This is a genomic window from Microbacterium sp. NPDC056736, assembly GCF_042790415.1.
Taxonomy (GTDB): Bacteria; Actinomycetota; Actinomycetes; order Actinomycetales; family Microbacteriaceae; genus Microbacterium.
Map to the genome: position 1 here is coordinate 428483 of NZ_JBHTZE010000002.1, position 15652 is coordinate 444134.

The window sequence follows — 15652 nt, forward strand, 5'->3', positions numbered from 1 at the left end:
CCACCCGTCATCGGGGTCCTGCCGGCGTCACTCGAACGAGACGGCCGCGTTCTCGTTGTTGAGGACGATGACCGGGGTCACCGCGGGGTGGCCGGCGGCGCGGATCCTCGCCAGGTCGAAGCGCAGCAGCGGAGTGCCTGCCGTCACCTTCTGCCCCTTCTGGACGAGGGTCTCGAATCCGTCGCCCTTCATGCCGACCGTGTCGATGCCGACGTGGATGAGCAGCTCGGTGCCGTCCTCCAGCACGAGGGCCACGGCGTGGCTGCTGTCGAACGTGGCGCCGATGGTGCCGTCAGCGGGAGCGACCACCGTGTCGCCGGTCGGCTCGATCGCGACGCCCGGGCCCATGACGCCCTCGGCGAAGGTCGGATCGGGCACCTCCGAGAGCGGCACGACGCGGCCCGCCAGCGGCTGGCGCAGCCGGATCGTGGTCGTCGCGGGAGCATCGGTCAGCACGGCGGTCCCACCCGCGGCCGGCGTGGGTGTCGGCTCGGCCGTCGCGCCGGCGGGAGCCGATGCGCGGCCCGCGAGGATCGCCTCCATGGCGTCCTTCACGAACTGCACGTTCGTTCCGTAGACCACCTGCACGGACTTGCCGCCGGGCTTCATGGTTCCCGCCGCACCGGCGCGCTTGAGCGCGGCGTCGTCGACCTTGCTCACGTCGTCGATCTCCATGCGCAGGCGGGTGGCGCAGTTCTCCAGCTCGAGGATTTTGTCCTTGCCGCCGAGGGCGTCGATGAACCGTCCTCCCGTGACGAGGTACTTGTCGTCGGCCGTGTGGGTGTCGTACTCGGTGCCCTCGCCGAGGATGTCGTCGTCCTCGCGTCCCGGCGTCTTGAGGTTGAACCGCTTGATAAAGAAGTAGAACACCACGAAGTAGATGAAGAACCAGAAGACGCCCATCACGGGGATGAGCCACGGGTTCTGCGCCATCGGGTTCATCCAGTTGAGGACGAGGTCGATGAAGCCGCCGGAGAAGCCGAATCCCATGCGCACCGGAAGGATCTGGCTGATCGCCATCGAGATGCCCGTGAACACGGCATGCGTGAGGTAGAGCACCGGCGCGAGGAACATGAAGGCGAACTCGAGGGGCTCGGTCACACCCACGAAGAAGGAGGCGATGGCGCCAGAGAACAGGATGCCGTAGGCGAGCTTCTTCCTGGTGGTCCTCGCCGTGAGGTACATCGCGAGGGCGGCGCCGGGGAGGCCGAACATCATGATCGGGAAGAAGCCCGTCATGTACTGCCCGGTCACGCCGTACGTGCCCTCGCCGGCGAGGAAGTTGTTGAGGTCGTTGATGCCCGCGACATCGAACCAGAACACCGAGTTCAGGGCGTGGTGGAGCCCCACCGGGATGAGCAGGCGGTTGAGGAACCCGTAGATGCCCGTGCCGAACGCGCCGAGCGTCACGATCCACTCGCCGAATCCGACCAGGCCGCCGTACACGAACGGCCAGACGAAGAACAGGACGACGGCGACGACCAGCGAGAAGCCGGCCGTGACGATCGCCACCGAGCGCTTGCCCGAGAAGAACGACAGCGCGTCGGGCAGGCGCGTGTCCTTGAACTTGTTGTAGCAGTAGGCGCCGATGAGGCCGCAGATGATGCCGACGAAGACGTTCTGCACACGCAGGAACGCCGGGTCGACCTCATTGACGTTGTCGACGCCGGTGAAGAGGAGGACGGTCTCGGGCTTGAGCAGCGTCGTGACCACGAGCCACGACACCAGGCCCGCCAGCGCCGAGGTGCCGTCCGACTTCTCCGCCATGCCCAGCGCGATGCCGACGGCGAACAGCAGCGCCATGTTGTCCAGCAGCGAGCCGCCGGCGGCGCCGAGGAATGTCGAGACGACGTTGGGACCGGCTGCCGAGCTGATCCAGTACGAGATGCCGGACAGGATCGCAGCGACCGGCAGCACTGCCACCGGAAGCATGATCGATCTGCCGAGCCTCTGCAGGAACTTCATTGTTCTCCTCCAGGGGGGGCCAGGAATGGGTTGTGACGATGACGCTACCGTCAATCGGCGATCGCCGTCAGTGCCACTCCCTCCGAAAGTAAGGATGGTGAACGAATCCGGCTCGATCGGGCGCGGCGGCGGCGCGCACGCAGACCGGGAGCGCAGAGGACCGCCGCGGACAGGATGCCGCGGCGGTCCTCATCGGTAGGGCGGGTGGGACTTGAACCCACGATCGTCGGGTTATGAGCCCGCTGCCTTGACCAGCTTGGCCACCGCCCCCCGCACATCGGGTGCGCGAAGAAGCCTACCCGCCCGCCGGAGCGATCCGCGGCGTCAGCGGGTGTCGGGCTTGTCGGCCGGGTCCTTCACGGGCGGCTCCGGCCACACCTTCGCCACCGCCTCGGTGACCTTGATCGACGCGGTGGAGGGGTGCGCGTCGTCCGGTGCCGTTCCGGTGCTCCCCCGCTGGATCGGGAGCTCCTGGCTCTCGCTGAGCACCTGCGGGTGATGGCGCGCGAGCTGGAACACGCCCCATACCGCGACCGCGCCCACCACGGCGAAGGCGATGTACACCCACAGCGGCGCCCCCGCGACCTCCTGCAGGACGATCAGGCCGATGAGGATGGCGACGATCGGGTCGATGACGGTGAGGCCGGCGACCACGAGGTCCGGCGGGCCGGAGGCGTAGGCGCTCTGCACGAAGTACGCGCCGACGATCGCCCCGACGATGAGGGCGGCGAGGCACAGGAAGGTGAGCCCGTCGAAGTCGTTGTCCTTGATGCGCTCGATGACGACCTTGGCGAGCGTCGCGACGAAGCCGTAGATGACCCCCGCGGCGGTGATGTAGAAGAGGGCGCCCATCCGCTTGCGCAGCCACACCCACAACCCCGCGAAGACCAGCGTCACCACGGCGAGCAGCACCAGGATCGTGATCAGCTGTCCGCTGGAGACCGGCTTCTCGGTCGCGAAGAGGGCCGCGATGGTCACGAAGACGAAGATGCCCCCCACGCACGCCGCGATCGCGATCAGCGAGCGTCGCGTGGGCTTGTGCCCGCTGATCTGCGCGTTCAGAAGGGTCGTGATGACGAGCGCGATCGCACCCAGCGGCTGCACCACGATGAGCGGCGCCACGGCGAGGGCGGAGAGCTGACACACGATGGCCAGTGCGAGCATGACCGTGCCGATGACCCACGAAGGGCGCGAGAGCAGCTTGAGCAGGTGGCTCGCATCGAGGCCGCCCTGAGTCGGCTGCGAACGGCTCATCCGTTCGACCTTGGTCACGCCGCGGTGCTGATACTGGGCCCCGAACGACATGAAGACCGCGCCCAGCAGGGCGAGCGGGATGCCGTACAGCAGGCCAGGGTTCTGGAACGCGCCGACCAGCTGGTCTCCCACGTCCTCGAGCTCCACCGCGGTCCACAGCACACATCGACATTAGCCGCAGGCGTCGCTCGATAGGCTCAAGGCGTGGCTGTTCTCCCGATTCGCATCATGGGCGATCCCGTCCTGCACTCCCCCGCATCCCGTGTCGAGGCGATCACGGACGAGGTCCGCACGCTCGTCGCCGACATGTTCGAGACGATGGATGCCGCCCCCGGCGTGGGCCTGGCAGCCCCGCAGGTCGGCGTCCCGCTGCGGATCTACACCTACTCGTACACCGATGACGAGGGCGCTCCCTGGCGCGGCGTGATCGTCAACCCGGAGCTGTGGATGCGGCCGCTCGAGCCCGGCGCGCCCGACCCCGACGAGGAATCCGAGGGGTGCCTGTCGTTCCCGGGCGAGCGGTTCCCGCTGCGGCGCTCCGACGAGGTGCTCGTCACCGGGACCGACCTCGAGGGCGAGCCCGTGCGCATTCAGGTCGACGGCTGGCGCGCCCGCATCATGCAGCACGAGTTCGACCACCTCGACGGCGTGCTGTACGTGGACCGCCTCGACGACGGCGACTGGAAGACCGTGCAGAAGATCGCCCGCAAGCGCGGCTGGGGCCGGCCGGGAAGCTCATGGACCCCCGGCGTCGACGACCTCGACGCGTGACGCGACCCGCCGCGCGGCGTCCTCAGGGCGTCTGAAGACGAAGAAAGGCCCCGAGGTGGAGCTCGGGGCCGATCCGCTCCCCCACTTGGACTCGAACCAAGAACCTATCGGTTAACAGCCGATTGCTCTGCCAATTGAGCTATGGAGGAATGTTCCGCACTCTCGCGCGGGCAACCAGTCCATATTAGCAAAGCTCCACCCATGGTCATGACCACGGCAGGCCTCAGGACCCGACGAGTCTCCGATCCGCTTCGCCGCTCGGCGTCCACAGCAGGTCCTGTGTTCCGTGGCCGAATGCGACGGCATGGCCGGCGCGCAGCACCAGCACGTCGGCGTCGAGCTCGTCGACGACGTCGGCCTGATTCGTCACCACCAGCGCGGCCATGCCGAGGTCGCGCTGCCGCCGGAGGATCGCCTCGCGCGCGGCTTTGCGCACCTCGACGTCCATGTTCGCGTAGGGCTCGTCGGCGATGAGGACACGCGGCTGGAGCACGAGCGCGCGCGCCAGAGCGACGCGCTGGCGCATGCCCGCGCTCAGCTCGTAGGGGTACTTGGCCGAGGCGCCCAGCGGAAGCATCATCTCGTCCAGCAGTGACGCGACGCGCACCGCGAGAGCGCGCGAGCTCACCCGCCGGTCGCGGCTGGTGATGGGTGCGCTGATGACCTCGGCGACGGTGAGCCGGGCGGGAAGGCGCGCCCCCGCCGACTGGGGCAGGTATCCGGCGTAGTAGGTGAGGAAGCGATGGTCACGCCCTGGCCGGCGCACGGAGACGCCCTCGACCGTGCCGTCCCCGCCCACGACCGCGAGGCCGGGCTCGTCGGCCCCGGCCAGGACCGCGGCGAGCGAGGACTTGCCGGATCCGGTCGGTCCCATCACGGCGAGGTTGCGTCCATGCGCCAGGCGGAATGTGACGCCGTCGACGACGCGCTGACTCGGGCCGCCACGACCCGCGCGGGCGATCGACAGGTCGGAGCAGTCGATCGCGGCATCCGCGGTTCGTCGTCGAGCCATCTCCTCATCCTGCCCGGCAGCGGACCCTCGCGCCAGTCGGAGCAGTCCGTCAGGAGGACTCGTCGGCGATCGCCTGACGTCGTGCGTCGAGCTCGCGCAGGCGCAGGCGGATGCTGCGACCCTGTTCGGAATCGGCGGGCACCCGCTGGATCGCGCCCAGCAGCTCGGCCTTCTCGCGATCGATGGCGCGCATCACGAGCCGCCGCGCCAGGTCACCGGCCGAGGCGACGGCCGCCTCGTCGTTCAGCGCCGGGAAGTCGCCCGCAAGCAGCTCGGCCGCCAGCGACCGGTAGGGCTCCCGCACGGTGCCGACGACCGCAGCCGACCAGCCGGGCCGCTGCATGTCGGCGGCCGAGACCACCGCGGCGCGGACGGCGTCGAGCGCCGGGTGGCGGAACGGTTGCTCCAGCGCCCGTGCGACGAGGGCGGGCTCCATGCGGTGGCCGAACTGCAGGACGCCCATCAGGGCGTCGCGCTCGAGTCCCACCTCCGGCGTGCGCGGCAGCGTGGCGAGCGTGACATGCAGGGCGCCGTCCTCCGAGGAGGAGGGTGCGGGCGGCTCCGCAGCGGCCGGGGCATCCCGTCTCCCGCCGCGCCCGGCGCGCTCCACCTCCCGCCGGACGTCCTCGGTGTCCATGCCGAGCCGGCGTGCGAGCACCCTCACGTACTCCGGCTGCAGCAGCGGGTCGCGAAGCTCGGCCACCACGGGGGCGGCGGTGCGGAGCGCCCCGACTCGCCCCTCCACGCTCGCGAGGTCGTAGCCCGAGATGCGCTGGTCCAGGACGAACTCCACCATCGGGACCTTCGTCTCCAGAAGCCCGCGGACCGCGCTGTCGCCGCGGGTGAGGCGCAGGTCGCACGGATCCAGCCCCTCGGGCCCGGTCGCGACGTAGGTCTGCGCGTTGAAGCGCTTGGCGTCGGCGAAGGCGCGCAGCGCCGCCTTCTGGCCGGCCGCATCGGGGTCGAAGGTGAAGACCACCTCGCCCGCCGTGGAGTCGTCGCCCATCACGCGTCGCAGCACCGAGATGTGGTCGGAGCCGAAAGCGGTACCGCACGTCGCGATAGCCGTGGTGATGCCGGCGAGGTGACAGGCCATGACGTCGGTGTAGCCCTCGACGACCACGACGCGGTGCTCCCGCGAGATCTCGCGTTTGGCGAGGTCGAGGCCGTAGAGCACCTGGGCCTTCTTGTAGATGGTCGTCTCGGGGGTGTTGAGGTACTTGGGTCCCTGGTCGTCGTCGTAGAGCCTGCGTGCGCCGAAGCCGATGACCTGCCCGGTGACGTCGCGGATCGGCCACACGACGCGGCCGCGGAAGCGGTCGTACACCCCGCGCTGCCCCTGCGACACCAGCCCCGCGGACGACAGCTCCTCGTCGGTGTAGCCCTGCGCGCGCAGGACGGAGTGCATCCCCGACCAGCCCTTCGGGGCGTAGCCCACCCCGAAATGGGCAGCCGCCCCGGCGTCGAAGCCGCGCTGGCCGAGGAACCTCCGCGCCGTGTCGGCCTCGGCGGTCATGAGCTGCGCGCGGAAGAACTCGGCGGCGGCGGCGTTGGCGGCGTACAGCCGCGCGCGCCCGGTGTGCTCGGGGGCTGCGCCGCCGTCCTCGTAGTGCAGGGCGTAGCCGATCCGCCCGGCGAGGCGCTCGACGGCCTCGGTGAACGTCACGTGGTCCATCGCGCGCAGGAACGAGTAGACGTCCCCGGACTCGCCGCAGCCGAAGCAGTGGTAGAACCCGGCCTGCGGGCGCACGTTGAAGCTGGGGCTCCGCTCGTCGTGGAAGGGGCACAGCCCTTTGAGCGAGCCCACGCCGGCGGACTTGAGGGCCACGCGCTCGCCGATGATGTCGGCGATGTTCGTGCGGGCCTTCACCTCGTCGACGTCGGCCTGCCGGATGCGCCCCGCCATCAGCGCACCTCGGATCGCTCGGGCGCGGGGCCCGCCGGTGCGTCCATCGGGCGGGCGCCGGGAGCCCAGACGCCGACGGAGGCCGGATCCAGCTGTCCGACGAGGGACCCGTGCCACGCGATCGCCAGCTGATCGGTGAGGCTCGCGACCTGATCCACGACGACCCGCCGGCGCGCGGCATCCGTCCGCGCCGACGCGAAGTCCTGCGCGTGCAGGCGGTCCAGCGCCTCCGGCCGTTCCCACAGCGCGCTCGCCAGGCGCTTGAGGACCCGCCGCTGCTCCTTGTAGAGATCCTTGCGTCCCTCGATCGAGACGACGGCCGCCCCGATGATGCCCTTGAGGACCGCCATCTCGGCCTCGACGACGCGCGGCACCACGAGGTGACCGCGGTAGCGCGTGAGGACGGAGGTCGCGTACGACTCGCGGGTGGCCGTCGTGGCGGCGCGGGCGAAGCGGCCGATCAGATCGGAGGTCAGGTTCTTCAAGCGCGCGAGCGCGGCGCGGGATCCGTCGAACGCGTCGATCCACTCGGGCATGCGCGTGAGCCGGAACAGGGCGTCCTCGAGCTCGTCGCGGGCGAAGTCGAAGCCGACCCACGACTGGATCGCGGTCAGCAGCCACTCGTGCTCGCGGGGATCGGCCAGGCGCGCGGGATCCAGGTAGCCGTTGACGATCGCGTCCTCGAAGTCGTGCACCGAGTAGGCGATGTCGTCGGACAGGTCCATGACCTCGGCCTCGATGCACCGCACACGTCCGGGCGCGTCCGCACGCAGCCAGCGGAAGACGTCCTCGTCCTCGGGGTAGACGCCGAACTTCAGCCGTCCGCCGGGATCGGGAAGCGGGTGGTCGGCGGTCCAGGGATACTTGCACGATGCGTCCAGGCTCGCGCGCGTGAGGTTGAGGCCGAAGCTGCGCCCGTCGGCGTCGATGACCTTCGGCTCGAGCCGGGTGAGGATGCGCAGCGTCTGCGCGTTGCCCTCGAAGCCGCCGAAGTCCTCGGCCCACTCGTTGAGCGCGCGCTCCCCGTTGTGGCCGAACGGCGGATGCCCCAGGTCGTGACTGAGACAGGCGGTGTCGACCACGTCCGCGGCGAGGTCGAGCGCGGTGGCGAGCTCGCGACCGACCTGGGCGACCTCGAGCGAGTGCGTCAGACGGTTGCGTGCGAAGTCGGCGGGGCTCGCGGGACTGAGCACCTGGGTCTTGGCCGCGAGGCGCCGCAGCGCGGCGGAGTGGAGCACGCGCGCGCGGTCGCGGGCGAAGTCGTCGCGCTGGGAGCGGTGCTGCTCGGCGTGGAAGCGGGCGGCGTCGGCGTCGTCGTAGCCGGCGGGCCGGTCGGCGGCGCCCGCGGAGTCGTCAGCCGCCACTGTGGTCGAGTTCCGCGTCGGCGATGGCGGTGGATGCCTCGGCGCTCAGCTCGCGCGAGTTCAGCCAGCCGTCGGGCAGCGCCGGACGCTTGGGGGTCCCCGCGCGGCCCCGCTGCCCCTCGGCGGCGGCGCCGGGGTACGGCGCGTCGGCGTCGAGGGTCGCCAGCAGATCGTCGATCTCGGTGAGGCTGGACGCCGTCGCCAGGCTCGCGCGCAGTTCGCCGCCGACGGGGTAGCCCTTGAAGTACCAGGCGACGTGCTTGCGGATGTCTCGGCAGCCGCGGCCCTCGTCCTCGAAGAACTCGACCAGGAGCTCGGCGTGCCGCCGGAACGCGCGAGCGACGAACCCGAGGGTCGCGTCGACCGGCTGCGCGGGCGCCGCCCCCGGGCCGCCGAGGGCGCGCGCCAGGTCTCCGAACAGCCACGGCCGGCCGAGGCATCCGCGTCCGACGACGACGCCGTCGCAACCGGTCTCAGCCATCATCCGCGCCGCGTCGTCGGCCGACCAGATGTCGCCGTTGCCGAGTACCGGGACGCTGGTCACGGCCTCCTTGAGCCGGGCGATCGCCGACCAGTCGGCCTGGCCGGAGTAGAACTCCGACGCCGTGCGCGCGTGGAGCGCGACCGCGGCCACGCCCGCGTCCTCCGCGATCCGCCCGGCGTCGAGGTACGTCAGGTGGTCGGCATCGATGCCCTTGCGCATCTTCACCGTGAGGGGGATGTCGCCGGCGGCACGCGCCGCGCGCGTCACGATCTCACGGAACAGGCCGAGCTTCCACGGCAGCGCCGCTCCGCCGCCCTTGCGCGTGACCTTGGGGACGGGGCATCCGAAGTTCAGGTCGATGTGATCGGCCCGGTCCTCCTCTACGAGGAGCCGCACCGCCGCCTCCGTCGTCGCGGGATCGACGCCGTAGAGCTGGATGGAGCGCGGGGTCTCGGACTCGTGGTGGGTGATGAGCCGCATCGTCGTCGCGTTGCGCTCGACGAGTGCGCGCGTCGTGATCATCTCGCTGACGTACAGCCCCGCGCCGTACTCGCGGCAGAGCCGGCGGAACGCGGTGTTGGTGATGCCCGCCATCGGCGCGAGCACCACGGGCGCGTCGAGTTCGATGGGCCCGAGGCGCAGCGCGCGGGTCGGGGCGAGGGCGGTGGTCACGCGTTCCATTCTCGTACAGGAATCCGTTCCTTGGCTGAACGCCCGTCTCGGCTGTGGATCCGCGTGGCGCGGCGCGGCCACGGGACGGGCCCGCCGCGGATCGCGACGGGCCCTGGGCGGGTGCGGGTCAGGCGTCGACGTCGGCGGGCTCGTGGTGCTCCGCCCACACCTGGCGCACGATCTGCGCGAACGCCTCGGCCGGCTGCGCGCCCGAGACGCCGTACTTGCCGTCGATCACGAAGAACGGCACTCCGTTGATGCCGTACGCGGCGGCCTGCGCCTGGTCGGCGCGCACCGCGCTGAGGTACCGGCCGCTGACGAGCGCCTCACGGGCCGCCTCGGCGTCGAGTCCGGCATCTGCCGCCAGCGAGACCAGCTCGTCCTCGCGGCCCAGGTGCCGTCCCTCGGTGAAGTAGGCCGACATGAGGCGTTCGGCGAGCTCGGGCTGACGACCGTGCTCCTTCGCGAAGTGCAGCAGCTCGTGCGCCTTGACGGTGTTGGTGTGCTTGAGCAGATCGAACCGGTACGCCAGACCCGCCTCGTTGGCGACGCCGGTGACGCGCTCGAGCATCTGCTGCGCCTGCGCCGACGAGATGCCCTTGTGGGTGGCGAGGTAGTCCGCCTCTCCGCCCTCGAAGTCGACGGGGGTATCCGGCGACAGCTCGAACGAGTGGAACGTGACCTCCACAGCGGGCGCGTCCTCGTCGGCGGATGCCGCGGCCAGCCCGTTCTCCAGGTTGCGCTTGCCGATGTAGCACCAGGGGCAGGCGATGTCACTCCACACGTCGATCTTGATCGCTTCCGTCATGCTGAGGGACAACCGCGCGCGGATGCTCATCTATTCCGTCGCATGGGTCTGCGCGACGCGTCCGTCAGGAGGTCGGCGGATCGGCGTCGGGCACGAACCGGAATCTCACGCGGACGTCGTCGTACGGCACCACGATCGTGGACGCGTCCGGCGACCAGGCATCAGGGACGAGGTAGAGCCTGCCACCGCCCTGGGCGAGCAGCCGGAGCCCGAAGTAGCGATAGGCGAAGGCCGGCGGCGTGAGCCCCTCACCGTCGGCCGGCGCCTGCGCACCGAGCTGCTGGAACGCGATGTCGTCGTTGCCCGGGTACAGTCGCTCGGTCGTGTCGAGCACCACGGCGGGAAGGGTCGTGAGGTCGGCGGCGAGCGAGCGCGCCTGCCCGCGTCCCCACCACTGGGCGATCGTGGCGGTCGACCAGAAGGTGCCCGCGACCATGACGAGGACGAGGAGGACCACCACCGCGCGGCTCACGGTCGCGCCTCCGAAGGCGCGTGCGGTGGAGGCGGCATAGGCGGCCAGTCCTGCGCCGATCGCCAGCGACAGCGGCGTGAGCAGCTGCCCCCACGCCCAGGCGGGGAAGAACGGCACGAGGAACGCGCACGCCAGGCCGGCCAGGAGGAACGCGATCCCTGTCCAGGCGATCACGCCCACCACGCGGCGCCGCACCGCATCGGGCCGGTCGCCGAGCCGGCGTCGCAGCGCGCGGTGCCCCACGATCCCCGCGGCCGCCAGGAGCAGGAGCACCATGACCGGGATGAACAGGGCCCCCGGGCTGCGCATGACGAACTCCTGGGTGCTGAGTCCGATGATGTCGACGTCGACGCCGAAGTAGCGGAAGAACTCCCGCGTCGAGACGTATCCGAAGTAGAACAGCAGCGCCGTGACCAGGGTGAGGGGCGCGACGAAGGACGAGAGGAACCCCATCCACTTCTCGAAGCCGAGGCCTGGTTCCACCTGAACGGCGCCCTTCGGGACGGGCTCGGCGTCGACCGCGGCCTGCTCGGCCGGTGCTGCCCCGGGCGCGGGCGCCGCCGGGCGTACCCGCCACGCGCTCACGGCTCCTTCCCGGGGTGCTCGTCGGCCGGTGGCTGGTCGGGGTCTTCGGACGGCTGCTGTTCGCCCGGCGCCTGCTCGTCGGATTCCTCCTCGCCGTCGATCGGCGCGTCGCCGCCGTCCGCCTCGGGGTCGGTGACGACGATCGGCGGGCCGGGGTCGACCGCGCGGGCCGCGACCGCGTCGCAGATCTCCGCGCTCGGGCATTCGAGCGTGCCGACGAACGAGATCAGCGTGCCGTCCTGGAAGTCGGCGGACGGGCGCAGGAGGAGACCGCAGAAGATCCCCGACTCGTTGGCGGCGACAGTCAGCCCGAGGCAGGAGCGGTCGGCCCCGCGGGAGCCGCAGGCCTCGCCCTCCACCTGCAGTCCCGGCCGATCGGTCACCGCGCCGTCGAACGTGAAGCGGACTCGTTCGGGGATCGGCTCGCCGCCGCCCCAGAAGACGGCGATGGTCTTGCACCAGACACCGGCCGCGATGACCTCGGCGACGCCCTGGTCGCCGTACGCCGGTCCCCCGTACTGCGCGACGGGTCCGGTCCGCACGCGGTCCTGTGCGGGATCCTCGCCCCCGTCGGAGCCGCCCCCGTCGGAGTCGGTCCCGCCATCGTCCTCACCGTCGGCGTCGGTCCCGTGGTCCGAGCGGTCGGGTGACGGGCTCGCGCTCGTCGTCGCCCCGGCGTCGCCGGGGCTCACGGGCGTTCCGCACCCGGCGAGGCCGAGCAGCAGGACGACGCACAGGGCGGTGGCACCCGCCCTCGGTCTCGACAGCGCCACGATGCACCTCCGACCGGCCGCGCATGCGGCTCACGTCAATGATGAGCGCGCGCGGGCGCCGTGGATACCCCGGCCGATGCGCGGCCGGTCAGCCGGTCGACGCGTCCGGCGCGTCCACCGCGCCGCCGAAGCGGCGATCGCGCCCGAGGTAGACGTCGATGCCGTGCCACAGGTCCGCGCGACTGAAGTCCGGCCACAGCGTGTCGAGGAAGACGAACTCGGCGTAGGCGGACTCCCAGAGCAGGAAGTTCGACGTGCGCTGCTCGCCGCTGGAGCGGAGGAAGAGGTCGACGTCGGGCATGTCCGGGCGGTAGAGCCGCCGCTGGATCAGCTTCTCCGACACGGCCGAGGGCCGGAGGCGTCCCGCGGCCACGTCGTCGGCGATCGAGCGCATCGCGTCGACGAGCTCGATGCGGCCACCGTAGTTGACGCACATCGTGAGGGTCAGCACGTCGTTGCCCGCCGTCAGCCGCTCGGCGAACTGCAGCTCCTTGATGACGCTCGACCACAGTCGCGGCCTGCGTCCCGCCCACTGGATGCGCACGCCCCACTCGTTCAGCTGGTCGCGCCGGCGGTGCAGCACGTCGCGGTTGTAGCCCATGAGGAACCGCACCTCCTCGGGCGAGCGCGACCAGTTCTCCGTCGAGAACGCGTACACCGACAGGTGCTTGACGCCTGCCTGGATCGCGCCCGCGACGACGTCGAGCAGCGCCGCCTCCCCCGCTTTGTGTCCCTCGATCCGAGTGAGCCCGCGACGATTCGCCCAGCGCCCGTTTCCGTCCATGACGATGGCGATGTGGTTCGGCACCGCTCCCTTCGGGTACTCCGGCGGGTGCACTCCGGTCCAGTCGAGCGGCCGGTACGGAACCGCGTCGCGGTGGGTGTAGGGCTTGGGGGTCACCGGCGGCCTTCCTGCGAGGGTGACGAGACGTGGGAGAGCGAGCGGATGCCGCGCTCGAGGTGCCACTGCGCATAGGCCGCGATGAGGCCCGAGGCGGCCGCGGTCGCGCCAGGGGACGCGGCATCCACCACGTCCCACTCGCCGGCCATGAGCGACTGCAGCAGCGAGACGGTGGCGGGGTCGACGCGCGCCGCGCCCGTGGGCGCGCAGTCGCGGCACACGATCCCGCCCTGCTGGGCGACGAAGGTGTCGTGGGGCCCGATGCGTCCGCAGCGGGCGCACTCCCCGAGCCCGGGCGCCCAGCCCGACAGCGCCATGGCCCGCAGCAGGTAGGAGTCCAGCACGCTGCGCGAGGCGTGCTCCCCGCGCGACAGCGCGCGCAGCCCGCCCACCAGGAGCAGGTACTGCTGGGGCGTGGCCTCGGCCTCGTTCAGGCGATCGGCCGCCTCCACCATCGCGTGCGCGGAGGTGTAGCGGTCGTAGTGCGCGGCGATGTCGGCGCCGTAGGAGCCGAGCGACTCGGCCTGCTGCACGATGTCGAGCGAGCGGCCCTGGTAGAGCTGCACGTCGGCGACCATGAACGGCTCGAGCCGCGCGCCGAAGCGCGACGACGTGCGCCGCACGCCTTTCGCGACCGCGCGCAGCTTGCCGTGACGGCGGCTGAGCATCGTCAGGATCCTGTCGGCCTCACCCAGCTTGTGGGTGCGCAGGACCACGACTTCGTCGCGGTAGGTGGGCACCCCTCGATTATCCCCGTGCGCGTGCGGGATCGGGCGGCGGCGCGGCGGGCGGGCGGCCAGCGCATCGGAATAACCGTGTACATTGTTCACTATGTCGGGGACTCACATATTGGACACCCTCCTCGCGATCTCCCTCGTGCTGGAGGACGACCAGCGCCGCGAGCTCGAGCGACGCGGTCTCACCCAGCCCCGCACCCATCTGCTGTGGCTGCTGCACCACCGAGGTCCGGCGACGCAGGCCCAGCTCGCGGAAGCGCTCGGTGTGACGCCGCGTCATGTCACGACGCTCGTCGACGCGCTCGAAGCGACCGGGTTCGCGCACCGGCAGCCGCATCCCGCCGATCGCCGCGCCGTGCTCGTGACGCTGACCGACCGCGGACGGTCCGCCATGCGGCGGATGGATGCCGAGCACGAGGCGCTCGGCGCCGACCTCGTCGAGGGCCTCGACGAGGAGTCCGTGACGGCGGCGGGCCGGGTGCTGGAGCACGTCCTCGCCAGGCTGCAGTCACTCGTCGCCGAGCACGAGGCGCGCGAGAAGCGTCGGGCGGACTCGGCATGAATCTCTCCACGGACAGCGGCACCGAGGTCCGTGCGCGCGGCCGCGTGCTGCGGCTCGCACGGCTCGCCTGGCGCGCCGAGATCGGCGTGTGGCAGAGCCTCTACCGCTGGATCTTCCGGCGGCCGCGCGTTCCGGCCGGGGCGACGGCCTTCGCCTACCACGCACCCGTCATGACGATCCTCATGGTGTTCATCGTGCTGTCGGCGGTCGAGATCCCGATCATCGACCTGATCGTGCATCCCTGGCCGTGGGTGCGCATCCCGCTGCTCGTCGCGGGCATCTGGGGCCTGACCTGGATGATCGGTCTCGCGCTCAGCTACCTCACCCGTCCGCACGCCGTCGGAGCCGCCGGCATCCGCGCACGTGCCGGCGCGGACGTCGACATCGACCTGCCGTGGGAGGTCGTCGCATCGGTCGAGAGATCGCACGACGTCGTCGAGAAGGCGCCGAAGCTGCGCGACGAGCAGCACGGCCGCACGCTGTCCCTGCGCATGGCCAACGAGACCAACATCCTGGTCGTGCTCGAGCGACCGGTCCTCGCACGCGTGTCGGATCGAGACGTCGAGATCGACGCCGTGCGGCTCTGGGCCGACGACGTCGACGGCTTCCTGCAGGCGGTGCGCACCCACATCCCGTGAGCCCTCCTGCGGGCGCGCTGCGCAGCCCGGGCCGCGCGGACGCGACAATGGTCCTGTGAACGAGCCGGTCTTCATCATCCCGCTGTGGGCGGATCTCACCGCCGTGGCCCTCGGAGGGGTGCAGGGCGCCCTGTTCGCCTCCGGCTTCCGGGGCCAGCGCCGACTCGACCTGCTCGGCGTCGCCATCATCGGCGTCGTGGTGGGCATGGGCGGCGGCCTCATCCGCGACCTGCTCCTGAACGTCGCGCCGACCACGCTGCAGAGCAACTGGTACCTGCTGACCGCGACCGGCGCGGCGCTGTTCGGGATGCTCCTCGCCGGCGTCTTCCAGCGCCTCAACGCCCTCATCGTCGGCCTCGACGCCGTGGTCATCGGCATGTTCGGCGCTTTCGGCACCAGCAAGGCGCTGGCCCTCGGTCTCCCCGTGGTGCCCGCCGTGTTCGTCGGCGTCTGCGCCGCCGTGGGGGGCGGCATCCTGCGCGACATGATCATGGGGCTTCCGGTCGCCATCATGCACGTCGGCTCGCTCTACGCGGTCGCCGCCGGTGCCGGATGCCTCGTGCTGGCGATCTCGCAGCAGCTCGGGCTGAACGTGGTCGCGGCGTCGGCGATCGGCATCCTCGTCACGGCGGTGATCCGCCTTCTCGCGGTGATCTTCGACATCTCGCTGCCCGAGCAGCGAGCCCTCTACCGCCGCAAGGTGGCCGTGGAGACGTCGACGATCCCCATCGTCAAGCCCTGACGACGC

General features: G+C 71.1%; 15 protein-coding genes and 2 tRNA genes. 4 read left to right on the forward strand and 13 right to left on the reverse strand.

What is annotated here, in order from left to right:
• Positions 1-27: 27 nt before the first annotated feature.
• From nagE to ACFRAL_RS06555, 3 genes are all read right to left on the reverse strand, one after another.
• Positions 28-1965, reverse strand: coding sequence for an N-acetylglucosamine-specific PTS transporter subunit IIBC (gene nagE, locus ACFRAL_RS06545; RefSeq protein WP_378880962.1), 1938 nt, complete (start codon positions 1963-1965; stop codon positions 28-30).
• Positions 1966-2161: 196 nt separating this feature from the next.
• Positions 2162-2235, reverse strand: a tRNA-Ile gene (locus tag ACFRAL_RS06550).
• A 54-nt stretch (positions 2236-2289) separates the two neighbouring features.
• Positions 2290-3381 carry a DMT family transporter gene (locus ACFRAL_RS06555; protein WP_336397099.1) on the reverse strand — a complete coding sequence of 364 codons (1092 nt, stop codon included), beginning with the start codon at positions 3379-3381 and terminating at the stop codon, positions 2290-2292.
• Positions 3382-3423: 42 nt separating this feature from the next.
• On the opposite strand from ACFRAL_RS06555, the gene def reads away from it, so the two are divergent.
• Positions 3424-3990 carry a peptide deformylase gene (gene def / locus ACFRAL_RS06560; RefSeq protein WP_336397098.1) on the forward strand — a complete coding sequence of 189 codons (567 nt, stop codon included), beginning with the start codon at positions 3424-3426 and terminating at the stop codon, positions 3988-3990.
• A gap of 76 nt (positions 3991-4066) precedes the next feature.
• Here the strand turns inward: def and ACFRAL_RS06565 are convergent.
• From ACFRAL_RS06565 to recO, 10 genes are all read right to left on the reverse strand, one after another.
• Positions 4067-4139 (reverse strand) — tRNA-Asn (locus tag ACFRAL_RS06565).
• 74 nt (positions 4140-4213) lie between these two features.
• Positions 4214-5002, reverse strand: coding sequence for an ATP-binding cassette domain-containing protein (locus ACFRAL_RS06570; protein WP_336397097.1), 789 nt, complete (start codon positions 5000-5002; stop codon positions 4214-4216).
• Positions 5003-5051: 49 nt separating this feature from the next.
• A complete protein-coding gene (gene dnaG / locus ACFRAL_RS06575) occupies positions 5052-6908 on the reverse strand; it encodes a DNA primase (RefSeq protein WP_378880966.1) in 1857 nt (618 codons plus the stop codon).
• Complete coding sequence (locus tag ACFRAL_RS06580; protein ID WP_378880969.1) at positions 6908-8272, reverse strand: deoxyguanosinetriphosphate triphosphohydrolase; 1365 nt, start codon at positions 8270-8272, stop codon at positions 6908-6910. The genes dnaG and ACFRAL_RS06580 overlap by 1 nt, the downstream gene beginning before the upstream one ends.
• Positions 8262-9437 (reverse strand): tRNA dihydrouridine synthase DusB, encoded by a 1176-nt coding sequence (dusB, locus tag ACFRAL_RS06585; RefSeq protein WP_336397094.1) that lies wholly within the window; start codon positions 9435-9437, stop codon positions 8262-8264. The genes ACFRAL_RS06580 and dusB overlap by 11 nt, the downstream gene beginning before the upstream one ends.
• Before the next feature lie 118 nt (positions 9438-9555).
• Positions 9556-10236 (reverse strand): DsbA family oxidoreductase, encoded by a 681-nt coding sequence (locus tag ACFRAL_RS06590; protein ID WP_336397093.1) that lies wholly within the window; start codon positions 10234-10236, stop codon positions 9556-9558.
• 64 nt (positions 10237-10300) lie between these two features.
• Positions 10301-11293 (reverse strand): hypothetical protein, encoded by a 993-nt coding sequence (locus tag ACFRAL_RS06595; protein ID WP_378880973.1) that lies wholly within the window; start codon positions 11291-11293, stop codon positions 10301-10303.
• On the reverse strand, positions 11290-12066 hold the full coding sequence (locus ACFRAL_RS06600; RefSeq protein ID WP_378880975.1) for a hypothetical protein: 777 nt from the start codon (positions 12064-12066) through the stop codon (positions 11290-11292). Before ACFRAL_RS06600 ends, ACFRAL_RS06595 begins: the two co-directional genes overlap by 4 nt.
• An 88-nt stretch (positions 12067-12154) precedes the next feature.
• Complete coding sequence (locus ACFRAL_RS06605; protein WP_378880978.1) at positions 12155-12967, reverse strand: isoprenyl transferase; 813 nt, start codon at positions 12965-12967, stop codon at positions 12155-12157.
• Positions 12964-13707 (reverse strand): DNA repair protein RecO, encoded by a 744-nt coding sequence (recO, locus tag ACFRAL_RS06610; RefSeq protein ID WP_336397089.1) that lies wholly within the window; start codon positions 13705-13707, stop codon positions 12964-12966. The genes ACFRAL_RS06605 and recO overlap by 4 nt, the downstream gene beginning before the upstream one ends.
• A 91-nt stretch (positions 13708-13798) precedes the next feature.
• On the opposite strand from recO, the gene ACFRAL_RS06615 reads away from it, so the two are divergent.
• From ACFRAL_RS06615 to ACFRAL_RS06625, 3 genes are read left to right on the forward strand one after another with little or no spacing between them, the layout of a single operon-like run.
• The gene (locus ACFRAL_RS06615; RefSeq protein ID WP_378880982.1) at positions 13799-14266 is read left to right on the forward strand and encodes a MarR family winged helix-turn-helix transcriptional regulator; all 468 of its coding nucleotides are present in this window, start codon (positions 13799-13801) and stop codon (positions 14264-14266) included.
• A complete protein-coding gene (locus tag ACFRAL_RS06620) occupies positions 14263-14904 on the forward strand; it encodes a hypothetical protein (RefSeq protein WP_336397087.1) in 642 nt (213 codons plus the stop codon). Before ACFRAL_RS06615 ends, ACFRAL_RS06620 begins: the two co-directional genes overlap by 4 nt.
• Before the next feature lie 55 nt (positions 14905-14959).
• Positions 14960-15646, forward strand: coding sequence for a trimeric intracellular cation channel family protein (locus tag ACFRAL_RS06625; protein WP_378880985.1), 687 nt, complete (start codon positions 14960-14962; stop codon positions 15644-15646).
• Positions 15647-15652 lie beyond the last annotated feature (6 nt).

What these genes read in the sequence shown, in the direction of transcription:
- nagE (WP_378880962.1), bottom strand. Translation starts at nt 1,965, where the DNA reads ATGAAGTTCCTGCAGAGGCTCGGCAGATCGATCATGCTTCCGGTGGCA.
- ACFRAL_RS06570 (WP_336397097.1), bottom strand. Translation starts at nt 5,002, where the DNA reads ATGGCTCGACGACGAACCGCGGATGCCGCGATCGACTGCTCCGACCTG.
- dnaG (WP_378880966.1), bottom strand. Translation starts at nt 6,908, where the DNA reads ATGGCGGGGCGCATCCGGCAGGCCGACGTCGACGAGGTGAAGGCCCGC.
- dusB (WP_336397094.1), bottom strand. Translation starts at nt 9,437, where the DNA reads ATGGAACGCGTGACCACCGCCCTCGCCCCGACCCGCGCGCTGCGCCTC.
- ACFRAL_RS06590 (WP_336397093.1), bottom strand. Translation starts at nt 10,236, where the DNA reads ATGACGGAAGCGATCAAGATCGACGTGTGGAGTGACATCGCCTGCCCC.
- ACFRAL_RS06615 (WP_378880982.1), top strand. Translation starts at nt 13,799, where the DNA reads ATGTCGGGGACTCACATATTGGACACCCTCCTCGCGATCTCCCTCGTG.
- ACFRAL_RS06620 (WP_336397087.1), top strand. Translation starts at nt 14,263, where the DNA reads ATGAATCTCTCCACGGACAGCGGCACCGAGGTCCGTGCGCGCGGCCGC.